General features: G+C 41.7%; 17 protein-coding genes and 1 pseudogene. 15 read left to right on the top strand and 3 right to left on the bottom strand.

Going from position 1 to position 19,402, the window contains the following annotated elements; translation table 11 throughout:
* The first annotated feature begins 103 nt into the window (after positions 1-103).
* The 3 genes from ssuE (at position 104) to ACI5FR_RS11010 (ending at position 1,237) form a co-directional block, all read left to right on the top strand.
* On the top strand, positions 104-664 hold the full coding sequence (gene ssuE / locus ACI5FR_RS11020; RefSeq protein ID WP_405454355.1) for an NADPH-dependent FMN reductase: 561 nt from the start codon (positions 104-106) through the stop codon (positions 662-664).
* Between the two features lie 98 nt (positions 665-762).
* Complete coding sequence (locus ACI5FR_RS11015; protein WP_405454353.1) at positions 763-969, top strand: hypothetical protein; 207 nt, start codon at positions 763-765, stop codon at positions 967-969.
* Between the two features lie 100 nt (positions 970-1,069).
* Complete coding sequence (locus ACI5FR_RS11010) at positions 1,070-1,237, top strand: hypothetical protein (protein WP_405454351.1); 168 nt, start codon at positions 1,070-1,072, stop codon at positions 1,235-1,237.
* A gap of 91 nt (positions 1,238-1,328) precedes the next feature.
* On the opposite strand, the pseudogene ACI5FR_RS11005 reads toward ACI5FR_RS11010, so the two are convergent.
* Together ACI5FR_RS11005 and ACI5FR_RS11000 are read right to left on the bottom strand one after the other, a co-directional pair.
* Positions 1,329-1,514: pseudogene (locus ACI5FR_RS11005) on the bottom strand (FAD-dependent oxidoreductase); the annotation flags it as partial.
* Positions 1,515-2,470: 956 nt separating this feature from the next.
* Entirely contained in the window at positions 2,471-2,815 is a 345-nt protein-coding gene (locus ACI5FR_RS11000) for a helix-turn-helix domain-containing protein (RefSeq protein ID WP_405454349.1), read from the bottom strand.
* A gap of 125 nt (positions 2,816-2,940) precedes the next feature.
* Between ACI5FR_RS11000 and ACI5FR_RS10995 the strand changes: the two genes are divergently transcribed.
* Positions 2,941-4,446: a transposase gene (locus ACI5FR_RS10995; protein WP_405454347.1), complete on the top strand. Its 1,506-nt coding sequence runs from the start codon at positions 2,941-2,943 to the stop codon at positions 4,444-4,446.
* Between the two features lie 711 nt (positions 4,447-5,157).
* Here ACI5FR_RS10995 and ACI5FR_RS10990 read toward each other — a convergent pair.
* Positions 5,158-5,442 (bottom strand): hypothetical protein, encoded by a 285-nt coding sequence (locus ACI5FR_RS10990; protein WP_405454345.1) that lies wholly within the window; start codon positions 5,440-5,442, stop codon positions 5,158-5,160.
* 293 nt (positions 5,443-5,735) lie between these two features.
* Here ACI5FR_RS10990 and ACI5FR_RS10985 point away from each other — a divergent pair, with 293 nt between their 5' ends.
* The 11 genes from ACI5FR_RS10985 (at position 5,736) to ACI5FR_RS10935 (ending at position 19,292) form a co-directional block, all read left to right on the top strand.
* Positions 5,736-6,674: a DUF4747 family protein gene (locus tag ACI5FR_RS10985; protein WP_405454343.1), complete on the top strand. Its 939-nt coding sequence runs from the start codon at positions 5,736-5,738 to the stop codon at positions 6,672-6,674.
* Between the two features lie 44 nt (positions 6,675-6,718).
* On the top strand, positions 6,719-7,450 hold the full coding sequence (locus ACI5FR_RS10980) for a hypothetical protein (RefSeq protein ID WP_405454341.1): 732 nt from the start codon (positions 6,719-6,721) through the stop codon (positions 7,448-7,450).
* Between the two features lie 520 nt (positions 7,451-7,970).
* On the top strand, positions 7,971-10,643 hold the full coding sequence (locus tag ACI5FR_RS10975; protein WP_405454339.1) for a type I restriction-modification system subunit M: 2,673 nt from the start codon (positions 7,971-7,973) through the stop codon (positions 10,641-10,643).
* Positions 10,636-11,919, top strand: coding sequence for a restriction endonuclease subunit S (locus ACI5FR_RS10970; protein WP_405454337.1), 1,284 nt, complete (start codon positions 10,636-10,638; stop codon positions 11,917-11,919). Before ACI5FR_RS10975 ends, ACI5FR_RS10970 begins: the two co-directional genes overlap by 8 nt.
* The gene (locus ACI5FR_RS10965; RefSeq protein ID WP_405454335.1) at positions 11,919-15,053 is read left to right on the top strand and encodes a type I restriction endonuclease subunit R; all 3,135 of its coding nucleotides are present in this window, start codon (positions 11,919-11,921) and stop codon (positions 15,051-15,053) included. The genes ACI5FR_RS10970 and ACI5FR_RS10965 overlap by 1 nt, the downstream gene beginning before the upstream one ends.
* Before the next feature lie 5 nt (positions 15,054-15,058).
* Complete coding sequence (locus tag ACI5FR_RS10960; protein ID WP_405454333.1) at positions 15,059-15,742, top strand: M48 family metallopeptidase; 684 nt, start codon at positions 15,059-15,061, stop codon at positions 15,740-15,742.
* A gap of 952 nt (positions 15,743-16,694) precedes the next feature.
* Entirely contained in the window at positions 16,695-16,961 is a 267-nt protein-coding gene (locus tag ACI5FR_RS10955; protein ID WP_405454331.1) for a DUF7662 domain-containing protein, read from the top strand.
* A 30-nt stretch (positions 16,962-16,991) separates the two neighbouring features.
* A complete protein-coding gene (locus ACI5FR_RS10950; protein WP_405454329.1) occupies positions 16,992-17,426 on the top strand; it encodes a hypothetical protein in 435 nt (144 codons plus the stop codon).
* 32 nt (positions 17,427-17,458) lie between these two features.
* On the top strand, positions 17,459-17,818 hold the full coding sequence (locus tag ACI5FR_RS10945; RefSeq protein WP_405454327.1) for a hypothetical protein: 360 nt from the start codon (positions 17,459-17,461) through the stop codon (positions 17,816-17,818).
* Positions 17,819-18,609: 791 nt separating this feature from the next.
* Positions 18,610-19,056: a transglutaminase domain-containing protein gene (locus ACI5FR_RS10940; protein ID WP_405454325.1), complete on the top strand. Its 447-nt coding sequence runs from the start codon at positions 18,610-18,612 to the stop codon at positions 19,054-19,056.
* A 143-nt stretch (positions 19,057-19,199) separates the two neighbouring features.
* Positions 19,200-19,292: a zinc ribbon domain-containing protein gene (locus ACI5FR_RS10935; protein WP_405454323.1), complete on the top strand. Its 93-nt coding sequence runs from the start codon at positions 19,200-19,202 to the stop codon at positions 19,290-19,292.
* The last annotated feature ends 110 nt before the right edge of the window (positions 19,293-19,402 follow it).

Here is a 19,402-nt window from a genome sequence, read left to right as displayed (position 1 = left end):
CACGGAAGAGGGCGATTGACGGCCTTCTCGCCGCGGTGATACAATAGCTCCAGCTATTCATGGATTAGATTGGCATTCCTATATCGTTTGGAGCGTGAATTGTGTGGCTAAAGTAGTCATTGTTTCAGGCAGCCCGACCCCAACCTCGCGTCTGCACGGCGTAATCGATCATGCGAAGGCGCAGCTGGAGCGTGCCGGGATTCATACGGACTGGATCAAGGTGAGGGACTTTCCGGCGGAGGATTTGCTGTACGCCAAATTCGACAGCGAGTCGATCGTGAAGGCGAATGCGTTAGTCGAACAGGCGGATGCCGTATTCGTCGCAACCCCGGTGTACAAAGCTTCGTATACGGGCGTACTGAAGGCGTTTCTGGACCTGCTGCCGCAAAAAGGCTTGACCGGCAAAGTCGTTCTGCCGCTCGCCGTGGGAGGCACGATGTCCCACTTGCTGGCGATCGATTATGCGCTTAAGCCGGTGCTGTCCTCGCTCGGAGCGCACAATATTCTGCAGGGCGTGTACGTGCTGGACAAGCAAGTGACATGGGGCGAGAACGGACAAGCGATTTTGGACGAAGAGATCTCGACCCGGCTTGCGCAAGCGGTATCCGACTTCGTTCAAGAGATCCAATGGCACACGAGCAAGCCGGCGCGGCAAAACGCATAGCAGTACGAATCGCACCACTTCGGAGCTTCGGCCGCCGGGGTGGTGTTTTGTTAACCGTTAAACAGTTTGCGGGGTTTCTTAGGAGAGGAGGGATGCAGATGGCACAGGAGCGGAAGAACAACTACAGAACGCGCGTAGAAACAGTGTTGAGCACATGCGGAGAACCGGTACAAGCTCTCCTGCTCGACCTGTTGCAGGAGACGGAGCGGCTCTCGGAGGAGAACGGCCGGCTTCGCCAAGCTTTGGTGAAGGCCTCCCGTGCATCCGGCATGTCGAGCAAGCTGAAGGATGCGTTATACGAATAGAGCGCTACAGGAACCGTCTAACCGCTTAAGGCGCATGAAACCTCAGCCTATGGGGATTCTAACGGAAACGCATCTAGCATGGAAAGGAGGTTCGCGTGCCGTGCAGGACCGAGAAATCGCCGACCAGACCGCCTTTGAGATCGCAGGCATCCCTACGCCTCCCGATCATCAGGACGCTGCCGCCACCGATCCGATCAGCGGGGCCGTCGCCCAGATCATGGACAACATCCAGCATGCCTTCGACCCGAAGGAGACGGAAGGGAAGTAAGCCCCAGTTATTACAAGCTAATCGATGGAATTTGCAGGAAATACCCCAAGCCGGCACCAAACGTCAGGTTGGGGTATTTCGTTTGACCGGATCAGGTTGATCCGCTGATCTCGTCTGCGGCACGAATGGCGGATTGGATCGCTCCCTGAATCCAACCATGATAATCGGACGCATGTTCGCCTGAGAAGTGCACTCTCCCTTCCGGGGATGCAATGTAGGGAGAGAGGGTGGTCTCTTGAAACGGTTTAAATATCGTAAACGCGCCCGCAGCGAATGGTGATAACACTAGTGCAACCGCTTAAAACTAACACTCCAGCGATAACAACGGTGATAGTCGATTGGATTGGTTTCATTCGCTATTCCTCTGCATCATGTTTTCTGTACTCAGACGAAAGTTACTTACAAATGGTTGCGTTGCCGGGGAAAAAGCAAAGAACCCTTGATTCATCAAGGGTTCTTTCGTATGACCTGTAGAGGGCTCGAACCTCTGACCCCTACCCTGTCAATTCAGGGACTAGCCACAACACTACATTACCCATCACAGAATAGTAAGGACTATACCCTTTTTCTTAGGTCTATATAAGGATATTGCAATTCCATTGAATCCCTTTCAGAGAATATAAAGAATATACTTTATTATTCGACCATGACCAGTTCCATGACCACTTAAATGACATAATCATCAGAGGGGAGGGGGTTGTTAGCGGGTTTTGTAGTGAATTGGTTCGCTTCAATACTTTAATAGTATGCAGCATTAATGCACCGCACAACAGAAATTGTTCGATATTCCGAAAGCGGAGCCTAGAACTTTTTAGTCTTTTGGGACAGTTTCAAGATGTATGAAGGGGATACTGGACTTTTAGGAGGGCAAAGACATCATTCGAATCCATATGATAAGGGGGTATTAGTTCAGTGCAAGACATATTATAGGTCTGGAGTAAGCCTAGTTGATAATGAAGAAACAATTCTGCATCAAAAGAAATCACCGCCCATAGAAATTAGGCGGTGATTTTATATTTTATTTTCGAGCGCTCTTTTTAATAAGCTAAAGTCAGCTATTAATTGACTCTTCGAGTTGAACTAAGCACTAGCAGCCTCAGAAAAAATTTAGCCCTAGAAGATCCGTGGGTCAGTTGGAACATATCCCCAACCGCGGTAACAGGGGTGGGAAAACTGTTGTAGGAGGACTAATATCATGGTGATAGTAGCAATTATGTGAGATTGATGTTTGTCTTATTTTTTATCCATATGATTAGTACGACTTCTTTCAAGTTTTATTAATTCTTGACCAATATTATTAAAGGTCACACGCCCTTCTTGGCTCAAGTGTGAGAGTAAAGTCTGTAATCGTTCAATTTCCTCTTTTTGAACTTTGCGTCCAAAGAGGATAAAGTCAGTGGTGGTTTCCAGTAAAATAGATATCCTTACGAGTAAATCTATACTTGGGAGCCCGCCGCCCCTCTCAATCCGCTTTACATTTGCTTCGGATGTCTGGAGTGCTTCAGCAAAGTCATTGCGACTTGGAAATTTCCGTTTCCTTGCAATTCTAATTCTCTCGCCGATTTCGTCAGGATTCAACTGTATTCACCTCTGTCCCCAGTCTATAGGATAAGACTTTGGCATTTAAGGGTATACAAAGTATCCGTTAAAGGGTTACTATTAGTTATACTCACGATAATTTGGAAGTCACAGGAGTGGCTGATATGGTACGCGATGGTGACACGTGCTCTCTTTATAAAAGATGCAAGGTATGTAATCAGTCCAAGTGGTTCAAGGAGTTTAGCTCAGCTCAGGGTGGAAAGCTTAGAGCTTATTGCCGATCATGCAAGAGCAGATGTGTTGAGGTAACCTATACCCTCCAGTCACCTGTACCTTATAACTTCGATATTACAACCTTAAGTATTAGTAAATATGGGTATATTTTTTATGTCGGTCCAGGAGGTTATAAAGGTGGTTGGAGTCGACAAATTGATCTTCAGACTGCAGTGGCAGAAGTATTGGCGGGTAACGCAACAATACAGCGTCCATGGAGAATAAAGAAACTCAGAAATCCAAAGCCTTTTCATGAATATATACTTCGGCGGGACAATTACAACTGCTACCATTGTGAAGCCCCGGCCACAGAAGTGGCCAAGCTTCCAGTGCATATCTCTGGTGAGCGTAGCTTTGCTAGCTTTTGCAAAAAATGCATAGGGGGAGGGGGGATTTTAAGGGATTTAAAGATGCAATGGAATCCATCGGAATCTCCCCCAGCACAAGAGGGTTTAAAGGAAGTTAAATGTAATAGGATGCTAAGTGTCTATTGTGATGCTTCAGTACAAAAAAACAGCTCAAAGTATGGGATTGGAATAGTACTGGTTGACGGGAAACAGTCGATAACCTCAAGCAGGGTAATGTCCATCGATGTGATACATTCTCCGCCTTTTGGGGGATTTTGCGCGATAATTGGAGCACTGAACGAAGTCAAGTCATATTTGGATGTGTCTGAAGCGACTTATCAGCGAGTAAGCATATATAGTGATGTAGACAACATCAAGCGTATTTTAGATCCACAATTCACAGCGAGTTTGGATGAATTGAGTCTACAGATAGTACAAGATATTCAAAATTCGCTTCGGGAATTATGCTCGACGTTTCCTTCAACCTGGATAGATATCAAATTCATCGGGAGAAAAAAAGGGCAAAGCTACTATAGATTAGCGCATAGGCTATCAAGGGAATACATGAAAAATACTACCATTCAAAACCTTCACCCTGAGACAAAGATGGCCGTTGTTGATAATATAACTAATACGGGAGGACAGGACATGGAACGTAAAAAGTACCCCAGAGATTTCAAACATAAGGTCTTAAAGGAAGCTGCTGAGAGCGATAATATTGCGAATATAGCCAGAAAACATGGATTAACACCAGCATTGGTTTACAAGTGGCAGAGACTGTTAAAAAACGAGCCAGATTCTGTGGAGGAAGGCTTACGCTCACAGACAGTCAGACATCCTCAAATAGACACCCTGCTAAGTTCGATCAAACAGATCGAGCACATTATTCAAGCCGTTGTTGAGAGGGTTTCATCAAGCGAAATAATTAACCAGAAAACGGTTGAAGAGGTATTGGAGATCATTCAAAACCTGGAGTTTTCTAAACGTAGGGAGTTACGTCAAGTTCAAATCTCCGAAGGGACAACTCAAGTATTTAGCATCAGGGAATGATCGCAAAGTACTTAAGGTGATGACATCGGAACTGGAGTGAGCTGGTTTTGGAGGGTTATAGTAATTAACTAGGTGTGGCGTAGTGGTTCGGTCGGGTCTTGTATAGAAGGGATAGAGAAATAATGGTTTGAGGGATGGGGCAGTTAGTTTTCCTTTCATATTGTGATTTGGCTGATTTCTGATCAAATGAATATAGAAGTCAAAGGGGGGCTAGGGATGGTAAGGGAAATTGAACGGATAGCAAGGATAACAAGTCTAATTGAGACCATTTGGCAAAAGTACCCTGATCTACGTTATTTCCAGTTAGTCAATTTGTTAGAACATGAGTTTTCGAAGAGGAATAATAACTTCGGGAGGACTGAGCTTATTGAACGAGATAAGTTTGGAGCTGAAATGCCTCGACCATTAATCGAGCTATTTAATCTTGAAGACGATAGATTTGAGAGCTTCCTGAAACTCATTAAAGATGAGAATCTATAGAAAGTGTTTTTTCTCACCCACATTCAAATGTGAGCTTAGTGATCCTATTTCCGAACTTTCGGATATAGGCTGTTGTTTTAGTAACAATTCATCAATTATTCGATTTAATTTGCTTAATTTAACAAGTGCTGACTATTCCCGACAAACAACCTTCTTCTCGACAGAGTCCTGTATATGGTGGAATTTGTTCTATGACCTGTAACGGGATTCGTGAGCATCTCAAGAATAACCCTAAAATGTTGTTACATCTTTATCTGGCAGAAAACCAATATTTTTATGATGAGCAATTACGATATCATTTTTTTCTTTGGTATAACTTTCGACAGTGTTTTTAGAGAAAAGAATAAGTTCCACCTTGCCGTCTCTACTTAGAAACCCTTCGGAAACCAAACAATCTGCTATGAAATTTCTTGCATTGACGTAACTATCGTGAGCTTCATAAGCTTCATGTTGAGGGGAATCTCTGAAGATATAAATAATTCCTACAAAATAACAGCTCATTAATTGATCAGACAAAAAGCACCCATATAACTCGGGTGCTTTTTATTTATATATGATAATCTTCGGTTATGTGCCCAACCAGTGAGGAAATGAATTGACATTATTAGACTTGCTACAAACATATCCTCCTTAATTTCTGTGTGCCTAAAATAACATTATAAATGTAAAATGAAGAGTTTAGTATTTATTTTTACTCCTGACAAACACATGGACCAAATGTACTAAATTGTGGTAGAATTTATTTGTCGAATTATGGAAACTGATCAACGTTCAAAAATGAATCTTAAATTATGTAGAGGGGTATTTATATGTCTGTCACATTATATTTCTCAAAAGTTAATCTGAATTCTCACATTTTTAAGGTGTATGATAAGAAGATAAAACTTGAAGAAACTTTAGATAAATTGTACACGAAAATTAATGAAAAGGTAGAATACACACGGGAAGATATGAAAACGGTGGAATATGGGGAGACCTATACGTACGATGCTACGTATAATTTTAATTTTCTAGAGAAATTAGATTTTCCTCGTTCTATCGTTGGAAGTATTTTTAAAAAATCTCCTTTGTTTTTTAATGAGGTAGATAGTAACACAGGAAAGTTACGGAAAATGATGGTTGACAATACAGAAGTAATTGAATTTTACTTTGATGTACATAAAGAAATAGTAGTATTTTACACTACTAATAGATTTGGCTTTCAAGAATTTAACCATGCATTCGGAGAACTATTAAATAGAAGCATGTCAAATGCTGAAGAAAACTATTATTTTGATGTTTCCTTGTTGAAAGAAGGATTAAGTGTTGATCGTATAAAAGAGCAATTAAAAAGTATTGGTAAATTACATTCGTTAAAGATTGAAATTATACCTCCTAATGCAGATGATGAATTCTTGGATAAAATACAAAAAAATGGGGAAAAATATTTAAATAACATTAAAGCCGGAAATGTAACACAAACAAGTATATTGTTCACTTCTAGAAATGATGAAGGTTTGAATTTGGATGCAGAAATTATTAACGAAGAAATTGAAAAAATTGAAGACATACATTCAGAATTATCAGCAGAATTAGCTATAAGAAATGGATATGTTAAAGTCGAAGCAGAAAGTAAAGAAGGAAGAAAGTATACAACAAATGACAATAGATCAATCAAAGATAAATTGGAAGAAAAACCTTCAAATCCGATCCTCTTTGCTGAAGTTTGCAGAAAAAAGATTGAGTCATTACTTAATATGTTTTTCTGATAAGCATGATCTCTTTTTAATTCGTATCTTTAGGAGATACTCCAATGAAAAAAACTATGTTTAGTAGGTTTAATGAAAATAAAAAGTGGCATGATTACTTCAATTTTAAGGCAGTTGAGTGTAAGCTATCACTTATTGTAGCTAGCACATTATTTCTGTTAGCAATAATATCTAATGTCCATTCGGACTTTAATAAGTATCTAGTTCCCTTGCAGAGTATTACATTAAACATAGCTACAGCTTTAATCGGAATGTTGGGGACAATCCTGGCAGGTATCGCTATAATTATTGGCATACTACAAAAAGATATTGTTAAATTGATTACGAAGCTAAATGGAGTCAAATCAATTCATAATATTTTAGTAAGCTTTGAATTTTTGGCTTTTAATATCGGTGTAGGAATCATTTTGTTTTATTTTCTACACTTCATTTTATACAGTACAGAAGAACTTGTTTCAGAGCTAGTCTTCTACCTAATCGTTTTTTTTGTGGCTTACTTTTTCTCTTTTATTGTTTTTTATACTCTTAGTTTGATTAGTAACAGTATAAGGGTATTTTATATTTCAAACTTGTACTCCGATATTAAAGATAATGAAAAAAGCGTCTTAGACTTAGCCAACGAATTGAGAGTGGACTTCATATTAAACATACTTCTCAAAGATAGGAAGATAACTAAAGAGAAGTTCGCAGAAGAATTAGAACAGTACATCGATAGAAGTAATATTGGGAACAAGGATGAAATTAAGAAATATCTCAAGGGATACTACAATTACTGATTTATCTGTTAATGCCACTTCTTATGGGTGGCATATTTTGGTTTTTTAAGGAAGTGTAACATTCAAATAATAGGTGGATTAAATGGCCCTTTTAGAGTTTAAACTACAAAAAGTATTCGATGAGATACCGTTGAAGTTAGTGAGCTTTATATAGGGGCTACAAGGTAGTCCGTTTGATGACTTCCAACAGGCTTGTTTATTAACTTTCACTAATAAACCATCAATAATTGGTGTTGGAAGGCCTTTTTTTAAGTACCCAGAGGAATCCCAAGAGTTCATACTATTGCATAAGATCGGCCATGACATTGCCATCCAAAGCTCTTCAACTACGGGGCAAGGTTCTCTTTACGATCGTAACATTGAGGATGAACTTGGCAAAGATTACTTCCCCTCAGCTATACCTTTATAATGTATCTAAACCCTCACTATGTTAATTGAATCTTTTTAAGATTTGCAGGGATAGTAGAGTGGGAATGTCGAATAATAAGGGTTAGAGAATTAACCTTCAGGAGGAATTATATTGTCTAGCGAAAAAATAACCCTATCCCAATTAGAAAACTTCCTTTTTAAGGCTGCCGATATTTTACGCGGTAAAATGGACGCCTCAGAGTTCAAGGAATTTATCTTTGGGATGTTGTTCATAAAACGATTGTCAGATGAGTTCGACCGCAAACGTGAACAACTGCGTAATACAGACTATGCACATTTAAAGGATCAACCGGACCTCATTGAGGAAATACTGGAAGACAAAATGACTTACGGCGAGACATTCTTCGTTCCTATTCGTGCCCGCTGGCATGAATCATGGACCGATGAAAACGGTGATACAGTACCTGCGCTAAAGGATTTAAAACACGACATTGGCAACATGCTCAACAAGGCGATTGCTGCAATAGAAGAGGAAAATGACGCCCTTGCCGGAGTACTTAAAAACAACATTGATTTTAACGCCGTCAAAGGCAAGACTAAGATACCTGATCAAAAGTGGAAAGACCTGATTGACCACTTCAACCAGCCTGACTTTGTACTAGTGAATAATAATTTTGAGTTCCCCGATCTGCTTGGCGCAGCATACGAATATCTAATAAAGTTTTTCGCTGATAGTGCTGGTAAGAAAGGCGGAGAGTTCTATACCCCGGCTGAAGTTGTGCGCTTGCTCGTACAGCTTACTAAACCAGAAGCAGGTAACGAAATCTATGACCCTACCGTCGGCTCCGGTGGCTTTCTAATTCAATCCCATCAGTATGTAGAGGAGCAGGGGCAAGATCCGAACGATCTGGCCCTCTTTGGTCAGGATTCTAACGGTACTGTGTGGTCAATCTGCAATATGAATATGATTCTCCACAACATCAATCGCTTCACCATTGAGAACGGTGATACTCTGGAAGACCCACTCATTACGGAGAATGGCCAGATACGTAAGTTCGATCGCGTGCTAGCCAATCCTCCATTTTCGCAAAACTACAGCCGTGCAAATCTAAAATTCCCTAATCGCTTTCGCGAATGGTGTCCCGAAACAGGAAAGAAGGCAGATCTAATGTTTGTCCAGCACATGTTGGCGAGCCTTAAGCCCGATGGTCACATGGCAACCATCATGCCCCATGGTGTACTCTTCCGTGGCGGTAAGGAGAAGCTGATCCGCGAGATCTTGATTAATGACGATATAATTGAAGCTATTATTAGCTTGCCACCTGGTTTGTTTTACGGTACTAGTATCCCGGCATGCGTGATCGTCGCCAATAAAAATAAGCCAGATGTCCTGCGAGATAAGGTGCTTTTCATAAATGCTGACCGCGAATATGCCGAAGGTAAGGCACAGAACAAGCTACGCCCGGAAGACATAGAGAAGATTGACTTTGTCTTCACGCACAAGCTGGAGATTCCCAAATACAGCCGATTGGTCCACAAGACTGAAATAGTGAAGATTCATGATTGCAATCTAAATATCCGCCGCTATGTAGACAACACCCCCGAACCGGAATCGGAAGACGTGCAGGCACACTTGATTGGCGGCATTCCAGAGGCTGAGGTCACTGCTCGCGTTAACGACTTTGCTCGCTTCGGGATTCAGTTCGACACTCTTTTCGAGCCTGATCGCCCCGGTTATCTCGCCTTCCGAGAGTCAGTTAACGCCAAGCCCGCCATCAAGGCCTCTTTGGAAGCCGATTCTGCACTACAGCAGACGATCAATGCACACATTTCTGCTTTACATGAGTGGTGGACTGTGGCACGTGGCGACTTTGCCGGACTGAGTGACAGCAAGACAATACCAGAAGTTCGTCACGAACTGCTAACCACGCTCAAAAACAAGCTGATTCCCTTGTGTGTACTCGATGAATTCAAGAGCGCTGGGGTGTTTGTGAACTGGTGGCAACAGATACGTTATGACCTTAAGACCATAATCTCCACCGGTTGGCATCACAGTCTGATTCCTGATGAATACCTGGTAGCAGCCTTCTTCCAGGTCGAGGCGGAAGAGATTGAAGCGCTCGAGACTCAGATCTATGAGTTACAGAGCGAGCTCGCCGAGGCGGTGGAAACAGCTCAGGAAATAGCTGCATATGAGCCGGAAGAGGATGAGAGCGTCTCTGCTCCTGTTTTGAAGAAGGCCCTGAAGGAACTGATTGATGATCTCAAGGGAAGCACAGGTGAATCAGCAATCAGAGAGTTAAGAAACCTGCAAGCCCAAGAAAAGGCAATCATCATCATTGAAAAGCGCATCAAGGACAACAAGGTCGATCTGAAAACCAAAACCGACGAATTATCCCTGAAGCTCCAACTTAAACGGCTCGGCGCTGACCAGTTTAAAGCCGAGAGCGAGGGAATGATTAGGCAAGTAGATGCTCAACTGGCCGAACTCAATCCCATTAATAAAGACGACAAGAAGAAGATTATCTCATTAAACAAGGATAAAGCTGCCCTAGAAAATCGCCTCGCTAAGACAGATGGCATCCTTAAAGACATTGGTGGTCAGCTCAACGAGGAAGAAGCTCGTCATTTGATCCTGAAAAAGCTATTTGATCTGGTCTATCAGGACCTAGACCGCTTCCTCAATGCGGAGAAGCGTGAGCTGATTCAGGTGGTGGAAAACCTCTGGGACAAATATGCCGTATCCAGTCGGGAATTGGAAAGTGAACGACTCGAGAACCTGAAGACACTGGATGGGTATCTAAGGGGGTTGCTGTATGTGTGAATCTTTTCCACAGGTTAAGCTTGGTGATTTGTTTGAGATCAGCAAGGGCTCAATTTGTCCTTTTCTATTTCCAAACGAAGAATTCGCTCACCACAGCCTTCCGGCCTTTGATGCGAGTCGCGGCCCCGCAATCGAATTTGGGCGAGAGATCGAGAGCAACAAAACGCTCTTGTCTGAACCGGTTGTTTTACTGTCAAAGTTAAACCCACGAACTTCCCGCGTATCTGTGGTCGACCCGTCTAATTCTTACCGAAGACACTGTTGTTCGACAGAGTTTATTGCTTACAAGGCAAAACAAAAAGCGGTATCACTTAATTACTATAGATATTGGTTTGAAACTGACTTTTTCCGCCGAAGGCTACAGAATTCGGCGGTTGGTACAACAAATAGCCATGTCCGAGTAAACCCAGGGGAAACTTTGAATTGGAAAGTACCTTATCCTGACATACAAGAGCAAAACAAAATCGCCGAAATTCTTTCTACTGTAGATCAAGCAATTGATCAGACACAGGCATTGATTGCCAAACAGAAGCGTATCAAGACCGGCCTAATGCAAGACCTTCTCACCCGCGGCATCGATGAACATGGCAATGTACGTTCCGAACTGACACATCAATTTAAAGACTCACCATTAGGTAGGATTCCGGTAGACTGGAATGTTGTAGAGCTAGATACTGTTGTTGAGTTCGTGACCAGTGGTTCAAGGGGATGGGCACAATTCTACAGTGTCGAAGGGGCTACATTTCTTCGAATTGGTAACCTTACGAGGGAGCATATAAATCTGCGTTTAGACAATTTAGTTCGTGTAAGTCTGCCGAAATCGTCAGAAGGAAAACGTACGTCAATTGCAGCAGGTGACATCCTGATTTCAATTACTGCAGACCTAGGTATAATAGGTGTTATTCCTAAACAGTTTGGAGAAGGATACGTGAATCAGCATATTGCATTGGTACGTCTATTACCCTCTAAAGTAGATGCAAGATTTGTTGGTTGGTATCTTTCGGGGAGAGGTGGGCAAAGTCAGTTCGAGAAGCTAAATGAATCTGGGGCAAAAGCAGGTCTTAATCTGCCAACGATAAGGAAACTACTCATTCCAATAGCGAATCCAAGCGAGCAGGTGAAAATCTCAGAAATATTAGATTCAATTATCAAAAGAATTGAAAATCTTTATTCTGAACTCCACAAACTGAACTCCCTTAAATCAGCGCTAATGCAAGACTTGCTTACAGGCAAGAAGCCCGTTGCACCCTTGCTGGATTCGGAGGTTATGGTCTGATGAGCGACGACAAAACCCCTCAGCATATAAAGATAGACGAACGTAACCACGTTGAGAAGCCATTGCTTGAACAACTTGCGGGGTTAAAGTGGGAAATCATCGACCTCAACAAAAGCCAACACCCGATCGAAAGTCACCGCCAGAGTTTCAGTGAGGTTGTGATGCTACCTGTTCTACGGGAGCAGGTCAAGATTATCAACCCGTGGCTGGAAGACGATCAGTTGGAATATGCGGTCAAGCAACTCACTGCTAGTTTTCCTGGTACGAGCCTGATTCAGAATAACCGTCATGTTTTTAACTTGTTAGTAGAAAACACCAGCGTCAGTGAGAATCGCCTGACAGGCGAGAAAAGTCCATCGGTGCGTTTTGTGGACTTCACACACAAGGACAACAATCGCTTTATCGCAGTTTGTCAGTTCAAAGTGCGTATCCTAGGTACCGAGCATCACATCATTCTTGACATCGTTCTATTCCTCAACGGCTTGCCGGTGGTGGTGGTAGAGTGTAAATCGCCTAAGGTAAAAGATGCGCTCCCTGAAGCTATCGACCAAATACTCCGTTATAGTGAACAGCGTGGCGCGAAGGGCGAAGGCAGTGCGCCGTTGTTTTATTATAATCAGATTGTCATTGTCACCTGCCGCAACGAGGCCAAGTTCGGAACCATTACCACCCACAATGAGAAACACTTCTATCGCTGGGCGGATCCTTATCCGCGCACAGTCGACGAGCTTGAACATGGTAACAGCAGTCCCAACGACCAACAGAGATTGGTCGCCGGGATGTTGGATCGTGACAATCTGCTCGACCTTATCCGCACCTTCACATTATTTGCCACCAACGATAAGGGTGAGACCATTAAAATTGTGGGCCGCTACCAGCAATTCCGTGCAGTCAAACTAGCTGTCAAACGCCTTCTAGAAGGCCATAGCCGTCGTGATCGCAGTGGTATTATCTGGCATACACAAGGTTCAGGTAAATCGCTTACGATGATGTTTATGGTTCGTGAAATGTATCGTCATGCCGAACTCTCCCATTGGAAGGTGGTGTTTGTGACCGATCGGACCCAGTTGGAAGATCAACTGGCTGAGACCAGTAAAAGTATTGGCTTTACTGTCAAGGTTGCGGATAGTATCAGTAAGCTGAAAGAACTGCTGCGTTCAGACTCCTCGGACCTGGTTATGGCCATGATACACAAGTTCCGTGAGATTGATCTAACTGAGACTTTTCCAGAGCTGAATCCGAGCCCGTACATACTGGTAATGACAGACGAGGCACACCGCTCCCAATATGCAATGTTAGGGGCTAATCTTGATAAGGGAATCCCAAATGCCACCCGCATTGGCTATACTGGCACACCCATTGATAAAACCGAGAAGGTTTTCGGTGACTACATAGATAAATACACCATGCGTCAGGCAATCGAAGATAGAGTGACCTTAGAAATCGTTTACGAAGGTCGCACCCACAACGCAGAGGTAACAGACCAGTTGGAAATGGACGCTGCTTTTGAGGATGTATTCAGCGACTACAATCTTCATCAACGTATGGAGATTCTTGGCTATGGTTCCCGCGAAGCTTACCTGGAAGCAGAACCTACGATCGCCGCCAAATCCGAAGACATGGTAAAGCACTATTTGAAACATGTGTTCCCAAATGGCTACAAGGCCCAAGTGGTCGCCACCTCCCGGGAAGCTGCTGTGAGATACAAGAAACACATTGATGATGCTCTTAAGGCAGCGATTGTCGAATTGGAACAGTCTAATCCGAGGAAGATTAAACTGGATCAATTAAAGAAACTTACAACGGACGTCATCATCTCGGGTAATCACAACGACTTGCCTCACCTTAAGAACTACTCCGACAAGTCCAAGCATGAGAAGAGCATCAAAAGTTTTAAGATGACTTTTGGTAATGTAGATAAAGATGATGGAGTCTCTGGAGACCTAGGTATCATAATAGTAAACAACATGCTATTAACCGGATTTGATGCGCCGGTCGAACAGGTGATGTATCTCGATAAGGTGATCGTTGCTCACAATCTGCTTCAAGCTATCGCACGTGTGAATCGTGTTGGTGGTAAGTTCAAGGACAAAGGATTCGTAGTCGATTATGTGGGTATCGGTCATCATCTTAAAAAAGCGATTGACACATATGACGAGCGGGAGCAAAAAGAGGTGATCGACGCTCTCAGTTTCCCCGAGGATGAGCTTCGTGAACTTATTGTTAGCCATGCCGCAATTATGGATCTGCTCAAGAAAAACGGCCTGACGGATTTGACCGATTTCGATGCGTTCTTCGATCTATTCTATGATGAAGATCTCCGTTTCGACTTCATGCTGGCGTTCAAGAAGCTGACCAGATGCCTAAACTTAGTGTTCCCCGCCCGGCAAGCTCTCGACTATATAGCTGACTACCAGGCGCTAGCAGAAATTAATGTATTAGCAGGGAAACACTTCCGCGACGAGCGTTTGAGTATGAAAGGAATCCCATCAAAACTTCGAAGTATTACCGACACATATCTTGAGTCAAAAGGGATTGAGGTGAAGGTCGAACCAATCTCTATACTGGATGAGGACTTTCAAAAACAATTAAGCAAGCGTAACCGGACCAAGACTAAAGCGGCTGAAATTGAACATGCCATTCGCCATCATATTGATATTGAAATAAACGACGACCCAGATCTTCAGGCCTCTTTTGCCGCAGCACTAGCAGCAGTTTTTGAAGAGTTCCGCGACAACTGGAAAAAGATCTATGAGGAACTAGAAAAGCTGCGTGAACGCATCATAAACGCCAGTAAGGAGCAAACCTATGGACTCCATCGTAAGAAGCAGATGCCACTGTTCAGAAGTTTTAAACGTGAGATTTATGGTGAAAAAGATTTAAGTGACGATGAGATCTCTACGCTCGTTAATCTGACACAGCAAACTTTTTTAGTTGTTGAGCGTGAATTAAGGTTGACAGGATTCTGGGAGAGCATTCCCGCCCGCAGCAAATTGAGATCTGAGCTTCAAAAGTTATTACTTTCAGAAGGTTTTTTACAACTTCCCGGCATAGTAAAAAACCGTGCTCATATCATCAGCCGGATTATGGAAATCGCAGAGAAAAACAATGACATAATTCTCTACGCGGAGTGATTGCGATGGAACTGACATATATAATTCATAGATCCGCTAAGCGGAGCAAGCTAACCATCACTGTTGAGCGTGATCGCAGGGTGGTGGTACATGCGCCTGAAGGTACATCTGACGAAAAAATCGAACAGATTGTTGCGTCAAAGCGGCAATGGATATATGAAAAATTAGGGCACCCTCAGAAGTATCAGGACCTGCCCCACGCTCCAGGGAAGGAACTCGTAAGCGGTGAATCTGCGCTCTATTTGGGACGACAATATCGCATAGAAGTCGTTCGGGCTGGTTTAGACGAGGTTCAATTCGCTCAACGGTTCCTTATTCCGGCTACACAGGCGTCTAAACAAGTAGAATCCTTGCGCGAATGGTATATATGTAAGGCCAAAGAAAAAATGGTCCCGCGGGTAAAGCAGCTCGCCCGGTTACTCGGCGTCAATATAGGTGAAATAAAGATAGTTGACAATCGCTACCGTTGGGGTTCCTGCACTTTGAAGGATAACGTTAATTTTAACTGGCGGTTGATTAAAGCTCCGATGTTTGTCATCGACTACGTCATTGTCCATGAACTCGCTCATTTGATCGAGGCGAACCACACGCCGAGGTTCTGGAACATCGTTCGTGCACAAACTACGACGATGGATAAGGCGAAATTGTGGTTGAAGGAGAATGGACAGTTGTTAGAACAGGCTATTTGACACAATAGGTAAGATTGAAAGTCATTTTGATGAACGTATAACAAAAGGATATGTTAAACGTTGTTGTTGATTTTCTTGGAATAAGCTAACAGACAGGTACCGATATTACAACCACGCCGCCAGCCGGAGAATTGTGGTGTAAAAAACTACTCCGAATTAAAATAAAATTTCCAGGTTGGAGCTGCAAGCGGAATGCATATTTTGCGCACCTGTCAAGGCAGTAACGATGGCATTCGACTGTTATTATTGCCGATTCAACTTTTAATCAAAACCTAGATTTACAAGAGAACATAGTTTTTACAGGTACCACAAAAATACATGCCCAGACTGGCTACGTTTGTCAAGTTTGTATAATAGATTATAAGCGGCAGGGCATTTGTCACGACAAGATTACGATTTGCAATTTGTTGAGTTGCATCCGAATCTATTTCGAACCCGGATTGAAGGCTAAGGTAAAAATGAATTGGACGAAAAAAGGATTCTTAAGAAGTTCAGTGTTTTTGTTGAGTTCATTGTATGAGTATCTATTTTTTGTCTTCGCAAAATAGAACGTGCACACAGCACGAAGGAAGTTGTTTTCTTCGATTGTTACTGCTTCACTAAGCCCCGTGATTTTACCGCCACCTATCCGTTCATTACGGAGGAAAACTGCTATCTTTTCTCTATTGATATAGGCGCTACGCAAGTGTAACTCGGAGGTTAACACCTTTCATTATTTCACCCTAGCAGCAGGTTAATCTACTTCCAAGCGTTTCAAATGTATTGGTATTTTGCTGTCTCGAATGAAGTAAGACAATACATTTTTTAATATTCTTGATTACGACCATTTTTTTCGCGTCCATTATGATTAGGATAATATTTCGGGTCACATCTCTTCCAAAATTCTACAAATTGTTGCGATATCCTGCTACAATAAGATAAACAATAACAAAATGACTTAGGGGGATATCGAATGGCTTCCAAGTATGACCCATTAAAAGATTATCTTTCAAATAGAGTAACGTTGAAAATGACTTACTCAGAGATTGAAAATATACTTGGGTTTACGTTACCACCAAGCGCCTATAAACGTAAACAATGGTGGCACAATGAGACTCATGGACATGAACATAATCATACCCAACTTAACGCATGGGAAGGTGCTGGTTGGAAAGTTAAGGATGTAGAACTTGGTGAATATATTATTTTTCATAGGGCGGAATACGCTCGACTGAATTAAAATTCATTAGTAGTGGAGAGGGCGACTGTGATGGACTCGGAAATATTCAAACAGTCAATAGAAGATTTACTAGTTAGATGTAATTTATTACCGCTCGATAAATGGAATCGCTTTGAGATTACTCATATACAACCAGAAGATATATCACAGATTCAATCTACTAAAAATTACATAAATTTGAATGTAAGAAACAAAAGAGGAATTTATATTTATCAAAACAGTGCAGGCGAGACACTATATGTTGGGAAAGGAAGCCCCCTTAATAGCAGGATATCATTGCATTATGATGCGTGTTACAAGCCTGTAAGAGGTGATTCAAAAAACCAAAAATGGCATAGGTTTTTTAGCGGTAACTATGGTTTATTAAATGTTCATTGGATTGAATTCGAAGATGAAGAAAATCGTCAAGCGCTTGAAAAAATGTTGTCGGTAATACTGAAACCGAAATTCTTAAAGTTTAAATAAATGCTGGATCTACTGAATTACGGGGGATTATTATGATAAGAGAACTTTACTCTTCAGAATTTATTGAAGATGTTATCAAACATATTAGGATTCATGGATACTATTCAGTTTTATTCAACGAAGATTTTACAGATCTCGATGCATTGTACTTCTTAGAATCTCTGAAAGATACATTTGCCAATATCGTATATGTGAATTTCGATGATACAAAGAAGTATTTTGTAATAAATGAGCCGGGCAAAAAAACAGTGCTCAAATTAATGGAAAAAAGTATTCACCTTACCAAAAGAGGCATATATGATTCGCTGGGAAATGTTTTTCCTGAGATTAAACTGAAGTTCGATAAAATGACTCGTAATAAGAAGGCATTAGAACAGGTTCGTTTTTATTAAAGCCGGTAAAAAATGTTTCAGTAAAGTTTATAATAATCATCTTTTTCGTTGGGAGTTGTAATGCCGAATGAAAATGAGACTATCGAAATGCAATATCGCGTGTCAGAAGGGTTGTTATGTTGTCTTAATCCTACCATGCCACTAAATCAAGTCGAACTCATGGGACTATCATGGTATGTCAGTGAAATAATTGATAATGGAACCTATGAAAGAATTACAGAACAATTACTAAATCATGAAGATACAACAACTTGTCATTTCTATTAGATGGTTCATGTTCGGTGTATCCTGTTAGACAATTGGCTTGTCGCGTATTCCATGTTTTTGATACTCCATGTGAAGATTATGAAGATGTGAGCAAAACACGACCTGAAGACATAGCAAAAGGAAATAAAGTTGATGTAGCTTGGATGGGATCACAAAAACTCATGCCGCATATGGGCATCCATGATAAAGCTACCCAATCGATATGATGAAGTGTACCAAGGATATGCATACGTTTGATTGGAGAGAATTCAAAAAGCAAGTTGATTCAATCAAAAAAGTTGTTGGAAAAATAAAATATCAGTTAATTAGTGTGCAATCACAATCAGAATAAGGGTGGTTAGCAATATGTCATGGGAAGTAACTTATAATAAAGAGCATCCTTGTCCTTGTGGATCAAGAACGTATCGTGAAATCCATGAATCTGATGATTGGAACCGTACACGGGAAGAGGTTACAATGAAGTGCCCAAGCTGTAAAGAAAAGTACTATCAACATTTCTACACAAAAGCAGATGGGGAAGAGCGATGGTTTTGGAAGGAAAGCGTGGCGAGATGACAGAGGATAAAATTAGGGAGCACGCCCTTGCTTTTAGAAAAACGATTCAATTGATGCCACTGAACGAGTTTCCAAACTCAAGTTTCTTTGAGAATTTCCCGAGAGGTTGTTGTGGTGATACAAGCCATTTATTTGCAAAGTTTCTCAGTAATAAAGGAATTCAAGCGCATTATGTTTGGGGTATAGATAAAGAAGGACGTTCTCATGCTTGGCTAGAACACAATTGTGTTATTATAGATTTAACTGCAGATCAATTTCCTGATATACATGAGGAAGTTATTGTGACAAGAAATGGACAATGGTATGAACAGTTTACAATACAGGGCAAGTATTTAAGTGATTTTGAAATGTTTAATGATTTTAATGCAATTCGATTAGGTCAAATATTCTCCAATATAATGAGTCGTAAAGAGTGAAGGGTCTACCGATATTAGGTGGGCTTTTTTATTGTGATAGTGCTATTTTTGTTATATATCTAAGATAATCTCGGAAACTACTTCCAAAATTCTACAAAAGGTTACGATTTCCTGATACAATCTTGGGAGAAGGGGGCTTCTAGATGCAATGCTCAAAATGTAAAGTACCTGTTCAAATCAATTGGAATTTTTGTTCGTACTGTGGTAGTGCATTGTGTCCCCTTTTGCTCTTCTGATCGTTACTACTTAGGTGGCGCAAGATTAAAAGCGGAAATGCCCTCGATAGGCTAGCTGAAGGGAAGCAATAATCGGTCGGTTTTGCTTGAGGAGGGTGGAGATGAAGCTC

This window comes from Paenibacillus sp. HJGM_3, from assembly GCF_045062745.1.
Classification (GTDB): domain Bacteria; phylum Bacillota; class Bacilli; order Paenibacillales; family NBRC-103111; genus Paenibacillus_AA.
Note: the sequence above shows the minus strand (reverse complement) of the source record. Positions and strands in the feature narration are given on the sequence as shown.

Bases quoted from the DNA above. Each gene is read 5' to 3' on its own strand.
- ACI5FR_RS10980 (WP_405454341.1), top strand. From the start codon at position 6,719: ATGAAAAAAACTATGTTTAGTAGGTTTAATGAAAATAAAAAGTGGCAT.
- ACI5FR_RS10935 (WP_405454323.1), top strand. From the start codon at position 19,200: ATGCAATGCTCAAAATGTAAAGTACCTGTTCAAATCAATTGGAATTTT.
- ACI5FR_RS10970 (WP_405454337.1), top strand. From the start codon at position 10,636: ATGTGTGAATCTTTTCCACAGGTTAAGCTTGGTGATTTGTTTGAGATC.
- ACI5FR_RS11015 (WP_405454353.1), top strand. From the start codon at position 763: ATGGCACAGGAGCGGAAGAACAACTACAGAACGCGCGTAGAAACAGTG.
- ACI5FR_RS10960 (WP_405454333.1), top strand. From the start codon at position 15,059: ATGGAACTGACATATATAATTCATAGATCCGCTAAGCGGAGCAAGCTA.
- ACI5FR_RS10955 (WP_405454331.1), top strand. From the start codon at position 16,695: ATGGCTTCCAAGTATGACCCATTAAAAGATTATCTTTCAAATAGAGTA.
- ACI5FR_RS10995 (WP_405454347.1), top strand. From the start codon at position 2,941: ATGGTACGCGATGGTGACACGTGCTCTCTTTATAAAAGATGCAAGGTA.
- ACI5FR_RS10945 (WP_405454327.1), top strand. From the start codon at position 17,459: ATGATAAGAGAACTTTACTCTTCAGAATTTATTGAAGATGTTATCAAA.
- ACI5FR_RS10985 (WP_405454343.1), top strand. From the start codon at position 5,736: ATGTCTGTCACATTATATTTCTCAAAAGTTAATCTGAATTCTCACATT.
- ACI5FR_RS10950 (WP_405454329.1), top strand. From the start codon at position 16,992: ATGGACTCGGAAATATTCAAACAGTCAATAGAAGATTTACTAGTTAGA.
- ACI5FR_RS10940 (WP_405454325.1), top strand. From the start codon at position 18,610: ATGGTTTTGGAAGGAAAGCGTGGCGAGATGACAGAGGATAAAATTAGG.
- ACI5FR_RS10965 (WP_405454335.1), top strand. From the start codon at position 11,919: ATGAGCGACGACAAAACCCCTCAGCATATAAAGATAGACGAACGTAAC.